We start from the raw sequence: 16,692 nt of genomic DNA, 5'->3' as shown, positions 1-16,692 counted from the left end.
GCATCGCCTATGGTCTCCACCCTCACGTAGATCGGCTGGGGGTTCACCGTGTTGGGGAAGGGACTCGCCAAGGCACCGACGCCGCCATCGGCATCCGCAAAGCTCAAATGGTAGGTCACATCGAAAGCGCTAGGGTCCTGGGCGCCCAAAATACCAAGCGTCTGGGAATCCAGGTTGAAAAGCTCTGTGCCGTCGTTCAGGCCGTCGTCGCACATCTCCATGTCAGCAACGGGATTGATCACTGGCTGGTTAGATAAACTAACATTAAAAGAATATACATCATTACATCCCGAATCCAAATATTCAATCCGAACATAAACAAATTCACCATCAGTACCCGAATAATTATTTGTTCCTGTTATTGCTCCAACATCATTTTCTGCATCGGCCTGTGAATTATGGTAGGTAACTACCAAATCACCAGCATTAGGTGCACTTGCAGTGACAACTGGTGTATTTAATTCTAAATTAAAATTATAGGGTGGTGCACCTGGATTACAAATTACCAAGTTATTAGGTAATTCGGTAATCAGTTCTGGCAACACCTCAACTGTAACGTCTTCAGTATATGTACAACCAAAATCGTCTTGAGCAGTATAAGTATAGGTATATGTACCTGCATCAGGTGGCGCAACAGTTATTACATTTCCATTGGTAGTTACAATTGTTGGATCTGAATCCCAGCCTTCGTTATCAATAATAGGAGTAAAAGCAAAATCCGATACAAGTAATGATTCATCAAAATTTAATGACCATGTAAAAATTGTACCATCATCAATATTTAAATGATCTTCAATAAATAGGGTCCACTCTCCATTAATATCGGATCCCACAAAATTTGCAAAATCTCCTATTGGAAGGAAAGGCCCAGCGTCTGGATCTACTGAATTACCAGGTGTTGGAGTTCCTCCCGGTATTGTTGGTCCGGCACTTAATATCTGAGTACCACTCATTGCAAAACAGTATTCCCATCCTACACCAGGTCCTGTACCATCTGAAATTATTGGATCACCAACGAATGTTCCTCCTCCGGTTTGATTATGTAAAGTTACTTGTTGTCCACTTGGGCTAATGACTATAATTTCTAAATCTCCTATATATGTATGTTCCATAACGATACATATACTTTCAAGTTGTGTTGGATCTGTTATCTGTTGTCCTAAAAAACAATCTAGTTCTAATTCTGATTCGTAAGTAGCCCCAGCAGTAGAACCTAAATTTGCCTGTACACCACCATTGGCACAATCAATGGAAAATGTTACACCTTGAACCTGAGCTGTAATATCTACTTGCTCTCCATAACAAATAGTCGCCTGATCTGGAGCAGTTCCTGAAAAATCTGGATTTGTAGATACATGCACAAATTGATTTATAAGGTTTGTACTGCTACAACCCGCAGGGTTATCATCACCTACAGCTAAATTAACAATGTAAATTCCTTCATTATCATATGTTTTAGTAACTGTTTGACCTATATCTGAAGTTCCATCTCCAAAGTCCCAAGTATAGGTTGCACCTGTCGGATCTGCACCAAAGACACCGTCACCTTCAAACGTTACTTGTTCTCCTTGACAGATTCTAATTATATCTTCAGCGTTAACAGCCGGAATTGTGTTTACAAGTACTGCATCAATAGATTGACATGGCTCAAAACAAGAAATTTCAGCTTCCCAGCCAGCAGATGGGCCATCCGCATTACTTGTATAGACAAATGTTAAGCATCCATCTGGATTAGGTTGTCCACCAGGATTAATCTCCGTAAGTGAAGCTGTTATTAAACCAGGGTTATCAACGGCTGTAAATGTTCCTATTTCATCATAAGTTGCATCCGGACCATTATATATTGCCAAAAAATCTAAGTTAGCCTGAAGTTGAAAAAAAGTAAAATTCACTTGAGCCTGAAAACCTGGACTGTCAGGACAAAGGGTTAAAGTTAAATTTTCATTATTTCCAGCGGGCCCAAATTCTCCTCCAGAGTCATAGAAAAATCCTGCTGAACATTGATTAAATGTCCCATTCTGCATTACTATATCCTGCGCACTTGACAAATAGGACAATAAAATCGTTAAAAGTAAAAGTATTCTTTTCATCATATTCTATTGAAATTGGGACATTATTTGAATGAAGTAACTAGTGCCATCAATCCTATATAAAAGATTTTGTGAAGGATAGAAATTCAAGTTATATTTTAATGGATTGAATCCATATTTATCAAAAACTACATCACGTTCTAAACTAGGATTATAATGATTAAATAATTCCACCTCAGAAAGTGGAATATAATTACGTTGTTTTCCTTTAATATCTAATCTTAGAATATTTATTCTATTTCTTAATAAATGCTTTATGCGTTTTAAATGTGCTTTATCATTTAAAATAACATCTTCTGTTGAATCTTTATAAACTTCTCTTATTTTTAGCAATTCGTCACTAGTTAAGGGAGCATCAACATTTGGTCTATACTTCACAGCTTTGAACTCAACATTTTGTGCTGTTTGACCATTAATTTCATTGAAAGAAAACAATAAAAATAAAATCAGGATTCTTAAGAGGAATCTATGCATATTTATGAATTTATTAAAGTTTTGAAAATTAAGAAAATTTTAGAATTATTAATGTTAATTTGTCAATGTAATAGGTAATTCAACAGATTTATTAATATAACAGGGTTAATTATAAAAGTCCTACCATATTGATACTATTTTTATTACGTATCTTTGCAGCTCCTTAACAGGAAATGAATAATTATTTAAACTATGAGAATTGATAGCGATTTTAATGATATAGATGCTCTTGGAGATGATCATGTTTCTTCATCTAGCGAAACTCCTATGAGAGATGATGCTTTTAAGCTCTCAAATGAGGAGAAAATGGATATCATTAAAGACGATGTTAGGCACATAATGGAAACCCTAGGCTTAGACTTATCTGATGATAGTCTTAATGGTACTCCTAGACGTGTTGCAAAAATGTTTGTCAACGAAATCTTTGGCGGATTAGACCCTGCTAAAAAACCAAGTGCCTCTACTTTTGAGAACAAGTACAAATACGGTGAAATGTTGGTTGAGAAGAATATTACAGTATATTCTACATGCGAACATCATTTATTGCCAATAGTCGGTAAGGCTCATGTAGCTTATATTTCTAATGGTACAGTAGTAGGTTTATCAAAAATGAACCGTATCGTAGATTATTTTGCAAAAAGACCACAGGTACAAGAAAGGCTTACTATTCAAATTGTAAAAGAACTTCAAAAAGTATTAAACACAGAGGATGTTGCCTGTGTGATTGATGCTAAGCACCTATGTGTTAATTCGCGTGGTATTAGAGATATTGAAAGTAGTACAGTAACATCTGAATTTGGAGGAAAATTCAAAGAGAAAGAAACCAAAAGAGAATTTCTAGACTACATACAACTGGACACTAAATTTTAATTGCTAATTCTATAGCTTAATTATAGATTTGTTTTTACATTCCATTTGACAATTACATTATGCCTTTATACGAATCTCAATCCATAAAAATATATAATTCACTAAATGGTGAAAAACAAGATTTTAAACCAATAACGCCTGGTTATGTTGGCATGTACGTATGTGGCCCAACTGTATATAGCAATGTACATCTAGGTAATGTTAGAACTTTTATGTCCTTTGATGTCATTTATAGATATCTTAAGCACTTAGAGTATAAGGTTAGATACGTAAGGAATATTACAGATGCAGGTCATTTAGAAAACGATGCAGATGAAGGTGAAGATAGAATAGCTAAAAAAGCAAGACTTGAGGCTATAGAACCTATGGAAGTTGTACAGCGATATACAGTTGACTTTCACAATATTCTTAACACCTTTAACTTTTTACCACCAAGTATTGAACCTACAGCAACAGGGCATATCATAGAGCAAATTGAAATCATTAAAAACATAATTGATAATGGCTTTGCTTACGAAGTAAATGGATCTGTTTATTTCGATGTATTAAAATACAATGAAAGTAAGAGTTATGGTATTTTGAGCAAAAGGAAAGTTGAGGACCTTATCCATAATACAAGAGCTCTAGACGGCCAATCAGACAAAAAGAATCCTCAAGATTTTGCACTTTGGAAAAAAGCAGAACCACAACATATTATGCGTTGGCCATCTCCTTGGAGCGATGGTTTCCCGGGTTGGCACCTGGAATGTACTGCGATGAGTACTAAATATTTGGGTGAACAATTTGATATTCATGGAGGTGGTATGGATTTAAAATTTCCACATCACGAATGTGAAATTGCACAGGCCGAAGCCACCAACGACAAAGCACCAGTAAACTATTGGATGCATGCCAATATGTTAATTATGAACGGTAAAAAAATGGCCAAGTCTACAGGGAATTATATTTTACCAAATGAAATATTCTCAGGTGATAATCCTCATATCACTAAGGCGTATTTGCCAAGTGTTGCTCGTTTTTTTATGCTACAAGCACACTATAGAAGTATTTTAGACTTTACAAATAATGGATTATTGGCAAGTGAAAAAGGTTATTTTAGATTAATGGACGCTATTAATTTGATAGATAACTTAAAAACTAGTGGTACTTCCTCGGTGGATATTCAAAACTGGAGGCAGAAATGTTATGATGCCATGAATGACGATTTCAACACACCTGTGTTAATTGCGAACCTTTTTGATGGCGCTAAGTTTATCAACCAAATTAAAGATGGAAGTGCAACTATTACTCAAGAAGATTTAGACCTTTTAAGGTCTACCATAGCCACGTTCACATTTGATATCTTAGGGCTTAAAAATAGTGATAAAGAAGTAGCAGGAAGCGACAAATTATCTAGTGCTGTTGAAATTTTAATAAACCTTCGAAAAGAAGCACGAGTAAATAAGGATTTTGCCTTATCTGATAAAATTAGGGATGAATTATCTGAGGCTGGTATTCAGTTACAGGATGGTAAAGATGGTACTACTTTTACGACCAACTAGTTGTGAAAAAGCTTCTGACATATCCATTTCTTTTTTTAATTAAAATTTATCAAACCGTTATCTCACCTTTAACTCCAGCTACATGTAGGTACCAACCAACGTGTTCTCACTATGCCAAAGAAGCATTACAAGTACATGGTTTGTTTAAAGGAGGAAAATTAGCATTGAAACGTATTTTTAGTTGCCATCCTTGGGGCGGAAAGGGATTTGACCCGGTTCCACCAAAGGAAGATTAATTATAAGTTAATCTCTCTATCAAAACCTATCAAAATATTATATTTACTGCATAAAGAAAACACCTATGCATTCAATACATATTGTTTGGGATCCAATCAAATATTTAGATCTGGGATTTTTTAAACTTCACTTTTATAGCGTTATGTGGATAGTAGCCTTTGTTCTAGGTTTTTATATCATGAAACGTATTTACAGAAACGAAAACCAATCAGATGAGTCGTTAGATTCTTTATTTATTTATTCTGTTATTGGGATAATGCTAGGTGCGAGATTGGGCCATGTTATATTCTACCAGTCTGAATTAATCACTGAAGATTTCTTCAGTATATTTTTACCTTTTAAGTTTAAGGGAGGAATTGAGTTTACTGGTTTTCAAGGCCTGGCAAGTCATGGCGCTGCAATTGCCATGATTATTTCAATGTACTTGTATAACAAAAAAATATTGAAAAAAACTGTACTTTGGATTTTAGATCGTGTAGTCATACCAGTAGCACTAGGTGCTGTTTTTGTTAGAATAGGTAACTTTATAAACTCCGAAATAATTGGAAAATATACTAATAGTGACTTCGGTATAGTATTTAAACAACTAGGTGAAACTGAACCAAGACATCCTGCTCAATTATATGAAGCATTTTGTTATGTTTTTGTCTTTTTAATACTCTTTTACTTTTATTGGAAAACCAAAAAGGCAGAACAACAAGGCTTTTTATTTGGGTTATTTTTAGTTTTACTATGGACAATAAGGTTCTTTGTAGAGTATGTTAAGGTAAGCCAAGGTGGCATTGAGGAATACTTTGGTAATGCATTATCTACAGGGCAATTATTAAGTATTCCATTTATACTAATTGGGCTTTATTTTATGTTTATGTATAAACCTAAAACCCAGTCGTCATAATGCCTTATAAGCAGTTAATTAAATTTTGTTTTTTAATTTCGACTTTGATTTCTCTGCAAAATTGTAAAGAAGAAAAGACATCTGTGACTTCCGATAAAATTGAAGTTTCTTTCAAAAAAGAAGGTGTTCTTAAGCTTAAAAAAGGACTTTCAGATTCAATAGTTAAAACTATTGATATTGAAATTGCAGATGATGAATACGAAACCCAAACAGGTTTAATGTACAGAACCGAGCTAGGTACTAATAAAGGAATGCTCTTCATATTTCCAGATGTTTCTTACCGTAGCTTTTATATGAAGAATACCAAGATTCCATTAGACATCATATATATTGATGAACAAAAAACCATTGTGAGTTTTCAAAAAAATGCAAAACCTTTTGATGAAACCTCACTACCCTCTGAGGCACCAGCCAAATATGTTTTAGAAATTAACGGTGGCCTTTCGGATGAATGGCAACTTGAGGTTGGAGATAAGATTGAATTTGAGAAGACAAACTAAAAGGCTTTGTTTACTCATTTAGAATTATGGTACACTCATTGATAGTATTAGTACAACTAATAATATCATAGTTTTGACAAAAGCCCTTTTTATGTATCAGCTAAAAACTTTAGTTCTGTTTTTGTTTCTTATTGCAATTAACCAACAAGACGTTTACTCCCAACAAGATTTTCAAACCTCGATTGAAGCATCTATTTTAAATAGAACTCCATGGTCACTAACCTTTGTCTCATCTGGGTGTTTTCATAATATCGAAGAAAGATTATTTCTGTCCTATCATAATGACGATATTTTTCTGCATCGAATAAAAGATGGCAAGAAACATTCTAAAAAAATGTTAAGTGTTCAACAAATTGATGCGTTAATAGAATTTGAAACACAACTTATACAAAGACCAAGTAATTATGGTGGCTGCACAACAGTTGAAACTTATATGGTAAATTCTGAATTCAACAATTACAACATAAAAGATAGCTCTTGTGCTTGGAATGGCTATAATACTTTAGTGAAAAACATAAAATAAAAATGCCTTTCCAAGAAGGAAAGGCACTTTAAATATTTATTTAAAAACAAACTTAGTTATTCCTCGTCATCGTCTTCTTTCACTTTCTTTTTTAAAGATTCTGCTGCATCACCCTTCTTAGCTGTATCATACATCAATGGTGTTGCTATAAACATAGATGAATAAGTACCTACTATTACACCAACAATTAAGGCAAATAACAATCCTCTAAGAGAATCAGCACCGAAAATGAACATAGCTAATAATACCACTAAAGTAGTTACAGAGGTATTCAATGTTCTACTTAATGTACTATTAAGTGAGGCATTAATTGTTCTACCAAACTCCCATGAAGTATGCTCATTTAAGAATTCTCTAATTCTATCAAATACAACCACCGTATCGTTAAGTGAGTAACCAATAACAGTTAATATCGCTGCAATAAAGGCTTGATCAATCTCCATGCTAAATGGCATAAACCTCCATGTTAATGAGAAGATACCAAGTACAATTAATACATCATGGAATACTGCTGCAACAGCACCTAATGAGAATTGCCACTTCTTGAATCTTATTAATATATATAAGAAGACCACTACTAACGAACCAAGAACTGCCCAAAACGATGATTTTTTAATATCATCTGCAATTGTTGGACTTACTTTACTCGATAGCATCTTACCTATTTTTGCATCTCCAGAACCGTTATCAAATTCTTCATAAGTCATACCTGAAGGTAAATATGGTTTTAAAGCTTCAAATAACTTAGTTTGCACCTCTTCATCTGCTTCAACAGAATTATCTTCTACCTTATATTTAGTAGAAATTTTTAATTGATTAGGTGCACCTATGGTTTTAACTTCCGCACTTGCAAATACAGCAGGATCATTTAAGACACTAGTAACTTCTTCTGTGCTTACAGGTTGCTCAAATCTTACCTGGTAAGTTCTACCACCAACAAAATCTATCCCTTGGTCAAGACCTGTTGTAAATAAAGAACCTAAACTTGTTAATAGTAAAACAGCTGATATTACATAAGCGATTTTACGCTTTCTCAAGAAGTTGATATTAACATTCTTGAAAAGACCTTTAGTCATTGCTGTTGAGAAGTCTAATTTACCACCTCTATTTACATACCAATCAATTAATAATCTTGTAATAAAGATTGCAGTAAATAATGACGTAACAATACCAATTATTAATGTAGTTGCAAAACCTTTAATCGGTCCTGTACCAAAGACGAATAATATTAATGCTGTTAAACCAGTAGTAATGTTGGCATCTAAAATAGAAGACAATGCATTGGCAAATCCATCTTTTACAGATTCTTTCTGTGATTTCCCTTTATCTATCTCTTCCCTAATTCGTTCAAAAATAAGAACGTTAGCATCAACCGATATACCAATAGTTAAAACAATACCTGCAATACCAGGCAATGTTAATACCGCTCCTAAACTTGCAAGTACACCAAAGATCAATAATATGTTTAATAATAAAGCTATATCTGCAAATCCACCTGCTTTACCATAGTAAAAAATCATCCATAACAATACAAATACTAATGCTATACCAAAAGACTTAATACCACTGTCTATTGCTTCTTGTCCAAGAGAAGGACCTACCTCATCTGCTTGCACTATCTCAGCAGAAGCAGGTAATTTACCTGCACGCAGAACATTTGCCAAATCTACAGCTTCAGTTAATGAAAAAGCACCTGATATTTGCGAATTACCACCAGCGATTGGTCCATTTGAAACACTCGGCGCAGAATAAACAATATCATCTAAAACAATAGCAATATAGCCTTGAGTTTCGAATGCTTTTTTAGTCATTTCTTCCCAAGTCTTCGCACCCTTTGCGTTCATTTGCATACTTACAGCTGGTCTACTAATCTGATCATAATCTTGTCTAGCATCAGTGATTACAGCACCACTTAATGGAGGAACACCATCTCTATTAGCCTTGATCACGTAAAGTTCAGAGTACTCTGAATCTTTATTCTGAATTCCCCAAAGGAATTTTGCATAACGCATTTCTGCAGGTAATAATGCTCTGTTCTTAGGATCATTTAAGTGAGCTAATACTTTTGCTCTATCCTTAGCCAAGAACATTGCTGCTACAGAACCACCATTACCATAACTCTGAATGCCCAATGGATTTATATCTGCAACATCTGTTGAGTCTGTTTCTATCTGACCTGTTAACTCATCAATTGCACTTTCTGTACTATCAACCACCTCTTCTGCCTCAGCAACTTCAGATGTTTCTTCCTCTTTTTCTTTATTTGCTTCAACTAATGCTTGATTAACTTGAAGAATGTACGGTAAAACTTCTTGTGTTTTATATGTTTCCCAGAACTGTAATTGCGCTGTTTTTGTTATGATATCAACAACACGTTTTTTGTCTTTTGCACCAGGTAATTCAATTAAAATTCTACCTGAATTTCCTAAACGTTGGATATTTGGAGATGAAACACCAAATCCATCAATACGATTACGCAATACCTCAAAGGCAGAAACTATAGACTCGTCTATTTTTGTTTCTAGAATACTTTTTACCTCGTCATCAGTCATGTCAAATTTAATCACATCACTTAAATCGCGATTAGCAAAAATATCTGGAGAAGCTAATTTTGTATCACCTTTAATAGCATCAAAAGCTCTAAAGAAAGATTCTAAGTAAGATTCTTGTGCATCTTTCTGTAACTCTTCGGCATCATCAAGAGCCTTGTTAAAGATTGGGTCCTTACTATTGTTAGACAATCCTTTCAAGATGTCTTTAACAGAAATTTGAATAATTGCATTAATACCACCCTTAAGGTCAAGACCTAATTTCATGGCATTTTCTTCAACTTCAGTGTAAGTATATTGAGATACACCCAACATATTGTATACTTCAATTGGTTCAAACTCATCTCCTACCTTAATTTTAGACGTCTTTAAAGAATCTAGGTAATTGATTTCGGCTTGATTTCTTAATTCTTGATAATTCTCTATAGATTCATCATATTGGCTTACAGCATAAGCTTTTGCTTCATCTTCTATTTGGTTGGCCTTAAATGTAAAAGACAATTGGTAGATACTCACCAATCCAAATAGGAGTGCAAACAGTTTAATTATTCCTTTGTTTTGCATTTTATAGTTGTTTAATGTCGGAAATTAGTCGCGCAAATATATACTTTAACGCACTATCCAACAATTATTTTTAATTGTTAAATGGGTTTCAACTTTTTTGATTGAAAAAAGTACTTAAATTGATAATGGAAATTATTTCAGATTAACTATTTCCTAACATAGAAGGTCCAGCTCGTACCTCCGGAATCTGATAGGCAAATTTGCCCTTGTAAATTTGAAATACACTAGATATTGTAAATCTAGAGTAGAGTATTTTACTGTTAGTGTTTAATTCTTCTTTAGTAGCAGAAGACTTTACCTTTGGAAAATAATAACGGTCACTTTTATGGTTTAGCTCAGTTACTACGGTACCTTCAAAATCCCAATTATTTATTGGACTGTCCTGTATTTCTGAAACATTAAACTTATAGAGTTCTACTTTTTCAGGGATTGATTTATCATTTGATTTCTTTCCCAATGAATAATCTAATACTAAATCATCATCAGTGAGTACCTTTTGGATACTCATTACATCAGTATCACTATAATAAGTGATTGTTAATTGACCACTGTTAAACTGACCAATGTCTAGTTTTTCAGCACCAATCTCCTCAAGTTGTTGTTTTAGGGCTTCTGCGGCAGAATTTGCCTCTTCGGAAGTTATTTGATGATTAGAAAATTGAATTACAATTTGTTGATTAGGTACTAAGTTATGCTCTATATATGTTCCTAAGAACATAAGTATCACCATAACAACACCTAAATGCAATTTCATTTTCATGCGCCAAATATAAAAAAATAAAGACTGTATTGCTACAGTCTTTATGATAATGTCTAATGTACTTATAGTTTAGAATTCTAAAAGGCCATTTGTTTTCTTCACACCTTCGGCGCTTTCTGCCAAATGAGCTTTTTCGGCATCACTTAATGGCACATCTACTATTTTCTCGATACCATTGCGACCTAATATTACTGGTACTCCGATACAAAGACCACTTAATCCATATTCTCCTTCTAATAATGTAGAACAAGGGAACATTTTCTTTTGATCGCAGGCGATAGCCTGAACTAAACCACTTACAGCTGCACCTGGAGCATACCATGCCGAAGTACCTAATAATTTAGTTAATGTTGCACCACCAACCTTAGTATCTTCTTTAACTTGGTTTAATCTTTCTTCTGAAATAAACTCTGATACATTGATACTATTTCTTGTGGCATGTGATGTTAAAGGAACCATACCCTTATCACTATGGCCTCCGATTACCATACCATCTACGTCACTAATTGGTGCATCTAAAGCTTCTGCCAATCTATATTTAAATCTGGCAGAATCTAAAGCACCACCCATTCCTATAATTTTATGCTTTGGTAAATCCGTAGTTTGATGAACCAAGTAAGTCATGGTGTCCATTGGATTACTTACCACTATAATAATTGTATTAGGTGAGTGTTCAACTAAACTAGCCGAAACTGATTTTACAATACCTGCATTGATACCTATCAATTCCTCACGAGTCATACCTGGTTTACGAGGGATACCAGAGGTAATTACACAGATATCGCTATTAGCTGTTTTAGTATAGTCACTTGTGCTACCTGTAATCTTAGTATCAAAAGCATTCAATGATGCGCATTGCATAAGATCCATTGCCTTACCTTCTGCATAGCCTTCCTTAATATCAAGAATGACAACTTCAGAAGCAAAGTTTTTCATTGCTATATATTCTGCACAACTTGCGCCTACTGCACCAGCGCCAACTACGGTTACTTTCATTTTAAAATTTATTTATAACGTTAAAAAATCGAGTACAAATTTACGGCATTAGAGTCTAATTTCCATGACATAAGTCATAGTATTAAAAAATAAAAAAAGCAGCCAATAATTGACTGCTTATAATATAATTATTTCGAAACTATTTTATCTAAATCCAAAATTTACACCCACTGAAAAAGTATCAAATTCTGAAAGGTTGTACTCTGCATTTAACCTAAAGAAACCTAATTTCAATTTTGTTCCTAAGGTTCCTCTTACTGATCCAATCTCAGACTGAACAGAGAAGGGATCTACTATATCCTCAGTTGTTAAAATGCCATCTGTAACTCTATATACGCCTAGTACGTCCGTTTCAGATTTTCCCGTTATATAGCCTAAACCTCCATAGAAATTTATGACTGGCATTTTGGTAGAGGCTACCAACTGAAACAACCATGTGTTTACTTCATTTTCCATCCTTTGATTCTCGCCTTCTATTCCTGAAGACTGCGTAAAATCGTATCTACCATTGATATGATTATAAGCAACAACACCAGAAAGTGCTATAGGCCAAATCTTATCCGCTGGCAACCATTTTGTAAACTCTAATTGTAAACCTGCACCATACATCTGAAGACTTACTTCATCCGTTTCAATCTCTGGTAAATATCTTGCTTTTATTTCTATACCAGACCCTAAACCGACAGCACCTTGCAATGTAGCTGTTGGTAATAGATTGGCACTCGCATCTCCTATTCCTTGAGGCAGCTCTATCTGCTCAGTTTGCGATCCAAATATTGGATCATCATATTCCAATTCCACCAAAATGGCAGGATCATTTTCACCTAATACCGATGCGACTGATTGTACACTAGGGCCTTGAACAAACTGTACATTATTATAATCTGCAGTGTTCATGGTAAATACCTTATCATCATCCTTTATAAGAGAGGCGTTTGCAATAATTGAAATTTCAAACCCTCCTAAAGGTTTTGTTTTGGCAGAATTAAACCAATTGGCATTCATACTGTGCATTAAACCATTGGTACCAGGCGCAAGGTAATCATTGGCAAATCGTTCTGCATCTTCAACACCTGCGGCTAATAAAACATCAATATCATTTTGAGAATATAATGTCGAGATAGCTACCGACATTAGGGTAAATAAAACTATTTTTTTCATGAGGTTAAGTTTGGTTTGGAAACAAATATAAACAAATTTTACACTTTATCGCTTTTTATTGCTTTTTATCGATATTAAAATTGTAAACGCCAGCTAATATTTGGTGTTAGTCCAAGCGACTTATTTTCAATTTCTATAGCATTGTTGGCATCATTAGGATCTACTTCATAATACTTATTAATGGTATTTTTTCGGTCTAAAATATTAATTACACCTACCCTCAATATTGTATTTACGTTATTAGAAATATTAAATCTGTAGCTCAACGATCCATCTAAACGCATAAAATAATCAAGGTTCTCGGCATTAGGGCTATCATAATTAACAAATGTATTATTACCATCCTGTAAGGTTTCATTACCTTCTACAGGTCTCGTAAATGGTCGTCCGGAACGATACATACCTCCTAGAGATACCTTTACATTATCCAAAACATCTAGATTAACAGCACCTGCAACCGAATGTCTTATATCAACATTATTAGGAAAAAACGATGGCGTAAGAGAATTAAATTCATAGTCATTAATACTATAAGTATAGCTTACCCAAACACTATAGTAGTTCCCAGTTTTATTTGCCAAAAACTCTAATCCTTTTACCTCGTATCCACCAATAGCATTTAAAAATTGAAAATTGTTGTAAAATCCTTGATTTGACACTGTAATTCCATCTACGGTTTTATAAAACCCCTCAATATCTATTAATAAATTGTTTTTATCATACTCTAAACCCATGGATGCTTGTTTACTTTCTGATATTGGTATGGTCTCATTATTAGCCAATATCCATCGTCTGTTTTCAACTCCGAGGAAATCATCTTGAAAATCAATAACCTGAGTAGCAGATTGATTTTTAAATTCACCTTGAATTTTTAAAGCCAACCTTTTTAGTAATTGTCGTCTAAAGTTTAATCGAGGTTCTATTATGAGTTTATCAAATTTTTCAAAATAGTTTCCTCTTACACCTAATCTTAAATACGTGGTATTACTACTATATTCTAATTCTGAAAAAAGAGCGTGATTTAACAATACGTCTTTTTTTGTACGAGTTAGCGAGGGCGCACTTACTGTGGTCTCGTTGAGTATACCTACTTCTGTGAATTGATAACCATTAAGAAGTTTTAATTTATCTGATATTTTATAGTTGGTGTTTAATTTTATACCTGTTTCTAAAACTTCATTTGATTGTGTAAGTTTTTGGTCTGTTTCAATTCTAAAATCGACGGCATCAACGTTATATTTTGAATAATACGATGAGAGATTAGTTGAAAATTTTTGTGACCATTTAGCATCCCACTCACCACCAAATCCTAAATTTTGTTGTTTTAAGGAGCTTGTTTTAGATTGTACATTATTATCACTATCGGTAAAGGATTCGTGATAGTTTAAATTATTATTAATCCCTATTAAATTAGTTTTAATTCTATGTTTAGGATTAATTTGATACAGTATTTGGGCAGAGTAGTCGTAAAAATAAAATTCTGAGTCACGATCGCTTTCATTTATATTATCGCTATTGGTAGTAATCTCACTATCCTGGAAACTTCTATTAAAATAATTATCGTAGGTGGGTGTGGTAAAATAATCTGTGTAAGACCGTCTGGCAGAGAGCTGAATGCCTAGTTTGTCGTTAACTGGCATCTCAATATATCCGTCTGCATGTAATAAATTGGCACCTACACCTCCATTGATTTTTGTAGAGACTTCATGCTTGGAGTTCATATTTACGGTACTACTTACACCATCACTAAACTCACTTGATGTTCCATTTTTTGCAACAACAACTTCATCAGTTAAATAGGGATTGTAAGCAGATATTAATCCAAAGAAATGTCCAGTGTGGTACATTTTAATATTGTTCCACAACATTAAATTTTGGTCATTAGTACCACCTCTAACATTTATGTTTGATATACTCTCATCAATACTCTCAACACCTGGTAACGCCTGGATTGACTGTAAGATATCCGGTTCTGTTAGTCCTGGTAGAATCCCAAATTTTGCACTATTTAATTGCGTACTACCATCTCTTCGTTTTTGTAATCCGGTTGTTAAGAATTTGGTGATTAAAATTTCGTTTAATTGCTGCTCTTTTGGATTGAGAATAATGTTTTGACAGTTTGATTCTCCTCGCAAAGCAGTTACTCCTAATGACTTGGTCTCATAACCAAGGTAAGAAATGTTTACAATGGCATCTACAGGTATATGACTTAGATAAAATAATCCATCTGATGATGTTATAGCACCAATATTAGTGTTGGATATAGATGCCGTTGCGCCCATAAGAGGCAGATCTTCATCTTTTGTAATTACAAGCCCACAAATAGAAATTGTTTTATTAAGCGTAGAAATAGTAATATAACGCTCATTTATAAATGAAAATTTTAATAAGGTGTTATCGTTAAGATAGTTGATTATGGCCTTTAACTCTGTTACATTGATAGGCCGTTCTATTTCTACCGTACTGACTTCATTTACTGAGTAAGAAAATTTTACATCAAAAGCTTGTTCAATTTCTTTTACATAGTCTACAAGTAATACACTACGGTTATTTTGTGCATGTATTATTAAATTTAAACAACAAGTCAGAATTATAAATAAAAGTTTATTTAGCCTCATAATTATAAAACTCAATGTTATCGCCTTTTATTTTATAACTAATTTTTAAAGGTATTGTAATAGACTGCAATGCAACTTCTTTATTACTATGGGTAAAACCACCTGTAAACACTTCTTCTGTATTTATATTGTCTACTGTAATTGTTATATCGTATTGACGCTCAAATTCTTCAATAACTTGCCAAAAAGGTACGTTATTAAATGTAGATTCTGAATTTAACCATGATGGATTTTTAGAATTGAATTTTTCTACAGGATTTACCTTCCCATTTATGATTCTATAGCTTTCACCCGGCTTAAGTATTACTGTATTAGATTGATCAGTTACTCTTACAGATCCCTCATAACATTGAACTTCGAAATAATTTTCACGTTCCTTTACATTAAACTGCGTTCCTAAAACCTCAACGGAACCAGTTTCGGTATTTACTGTAAATTTTTCACCCTTCATTACCTTAAAGAAAGCTTCACCATTAAGTTGAAGGTTTCTCGATTTCTCCCATTTCTTCTTATTATAGCTCAGTTTAGACTTGGCATTTAATATCACTTCAGAGTTATCTGGCAGAATTAGTGACGTACTTTGTGCTACATCTGTAGTAAAGGTCTTTTCATTATTAAAAAATAAAAAATAGGAAGACCCAAGCATAACTAAAAATACGGCCGCAATCTTAAGAAATGCTTTGAAATTTAATGGTATTACCTTACCTGACTCCTTTTCTAGACTTCTCTTTTTAAAATCATTTAATGCACTTTGTTCATCAATTTTGGGTACATCGAATTGTTTGGAGTAAAAAGCTGTTTTCTCTAAATTCCTAAAATCGTTATTAGGGTAAAGTGCTTTTAGCTCCTCTATGGATAATTGGCCATCAAACCAGCGTAATATGTCTTTTTCTACGTCCATTTATTGTGCTTAT

Annotated in this window: 14 protein-coding genes; 6 read left to right on the top strand and 8 right to left on the bottom strand. The window is 33.8% G+C overall.

All coding sequences use genetic code 11. From position 1 onward, the window contains the following. Together LBV24_RS14525 and LBV24_RS14520 are read right to left on the bottom strand one after the other, a co-directional pair. On the bottom strand, positions 1–2,090 hold a 2,090-nt coding region (locus LBV24_RS14525; protein ID WP_224479391.1), incomplete at its 3' end, for a PKD domain-containing protein. 6 nt (positions 2,091–2,096) lie between these two features. Then, entirely contained in the window at positions 2,097–2,564 is a 468-nt protein-coding gene (locus LBV24_RS14520) for a hypothetical protein (RefSeq protein WP_224479390.1), read from the bottom strand. A 192-nt stretch (positions 2,565–2,756) separates the two neighbouring features. Between LBV24_RS14520 and folE the strand changes: the two genes are divergently transcribed. The 6 genes from folE to LBV24_RS14490 all read left to right on the top strand — a co-directional run bounded on the left by folE (position 2,757) and on the right by LBV24_RS14490 (position 7,130). Beyond that, positions 2,757–3,434 (top strand): GTP cyclohydrolase I FolE, encoded by a 678-nt coding sequence (gene folE / locus LBV24_RS14515; protein WP_224479389.1) that lies wholly within the window; start codon positions 2,757–2,759, stop codon positions 3,432–3,434. Positions 3,435–3,493: 59 nt separating this feature from the next. Then, complete coding sequence (cysS, locus tag LBV24_RS14510; protein WP_224479388.1) at positions 3,494–4,975, top strand: cysteine--tRNA ligase; 1,482 nt, start codon at positions 3,494–3,496, stop codon at positions 4,973–4,975. Positions 4,976–4,977: 2 nt separating this feature from the next. Then, on the top strand, positions 4,978–5,211 hold the full coding sequence (gene yidD / locus LBV24_RS14505; protein WP_224479387.1) for a membrane protein insertion efficiency factor YidD: 234 nt from the start codon (positions 4,978–4,980) through the stop codon (positions 5,209–5,211). A 65-nt stretch (positions 5,212–5,276) separates the two neighbouring features. Further along, entirely contained in the window at positions 5,277–6,107 is an 831-nt protein-coding gene (gene lgt / locus LBV24_RS14500) for a prolipoprotein diacylglyceryl transferase (protein WP_224479386.1), read from the top strand. Positions 6,108–6,151: 44 nt separating this feature from the next. Next, positions 6,152–6,607 carry a DUF192 domain-containing protein gene (locus LBV24_RS14495; RefSeq protein WP_317196184.1) on the top strand — a complete coding sequence of 152 codons (456 nt, stop codon included), beginning with the start codon at positions 6,152–6,154 and terminating at the stop codon, positions 6,605–6,607. Between the two features lie 91 nt (positions 6,608–6,698). Continuing rightward, positions 6,699–7,130 (top strand): hypothetical protein, encoded by a 432-nt coding sequence (locus LBV24_RS14490; protein ID WP_224479384.1) that lies wholly within the window; start codon positions 6,699–6,701, stop codon positions 7,128–7,130. Between the two features lie 56 nt (positions 7,131–7,186). Here LBV24_RS14490 and secDF read toward each other — a convergent pair whose 3' ends face one another. From secDF to LBV24_RS14460, 6 genes are all read right to left on the bottom strand, one after another. Next, positions 7,187–10,243 carry a protein translocase subunit SecDF gene (secDF, locus tag LBV24_RS14485; RefSeq protein WP_224479383.1) on the bottom strand — a complete coding sequence of 1,019 codons (3,057 nt, stop codon included), beginning with the start codon at positions 10,241–10,243 and terminating at the stop codon, positions 7,187–7,189. Between the two features lie 142 nt (positions 10,244–10,385). Beyond that, positions 10,386–11,003, bottom strand: a complete 618-nt coding sequence (locus LBV24_RS14480; RefSeq protein WP_224479382.1) for a hypothetical protein — start codon at positions 11,001–11,003, stop codon at positions 10,386–10,388. Positions 11,004–11,072: 69 nt separating this feature from the next. Continuing rightward, entirely contained in the window at positions 11,073–11,999 is a 927-nt protein-coding gene (gene mdh / locus LBV24_RS14475; RefSeq protein WP_224479381.1) for a malate dehydrogenase, read from the bottom strand. Between the two features lie 144 nt (positions 12,000–12,143). Then, a complete protein-coding gene (locus tag LBV24_RS14470; RefSeq protein ID WP_224479380.1) occupies positions 12,144–13,160 on the bottom strand; it encodes a DUF6588 family protein in 1,017 nt (338 codons plus the stop codon). 74 nt (positions 13,161–13,234) lie between these two features. Next, a complete protein-coding gene (locus LBV24_RS14465) occupies positions 13,235–15,778 on the bottom strand; it encodes a TonB-dependent receptor (protein ID WP_224479379.1) in 2,544 nt (847 codons plus the stop codon). Next, a complete protein-coding gene (locus LBV24_RS14460) occupies positions 15,765–16,679 on the bottom strand; it encodes a FecR family protein (RefSeq protein ID WP_224479378.1) in 915 nt (304 codons plus the stop codon). The genes LBV24_RS14465 and LBV24_RS14460 overlap by 14 nt, the downstream gene beginning before the upstream one ends. Between the last annotated feature and the right edge of the window lie 13 nt (positions 16,680–16,692).

It is taken from the genome of Winogradskyella vincentii (assembly GCF_020166345.1).
In the GTDB taxonomy this organism is placed as follows: domain Bacteria; phylum Bacteroidota; class Bacteroidia; order Flavobacteriales; family Flavobacteriaceae; genus Winogradskyella; species Winogradskyella vincentii.
The sequence above is the reverse complement of the archived record's forward strand: the minus strand, read 5'-3'. Positions and strand labels throughout refer to the sequence as shown.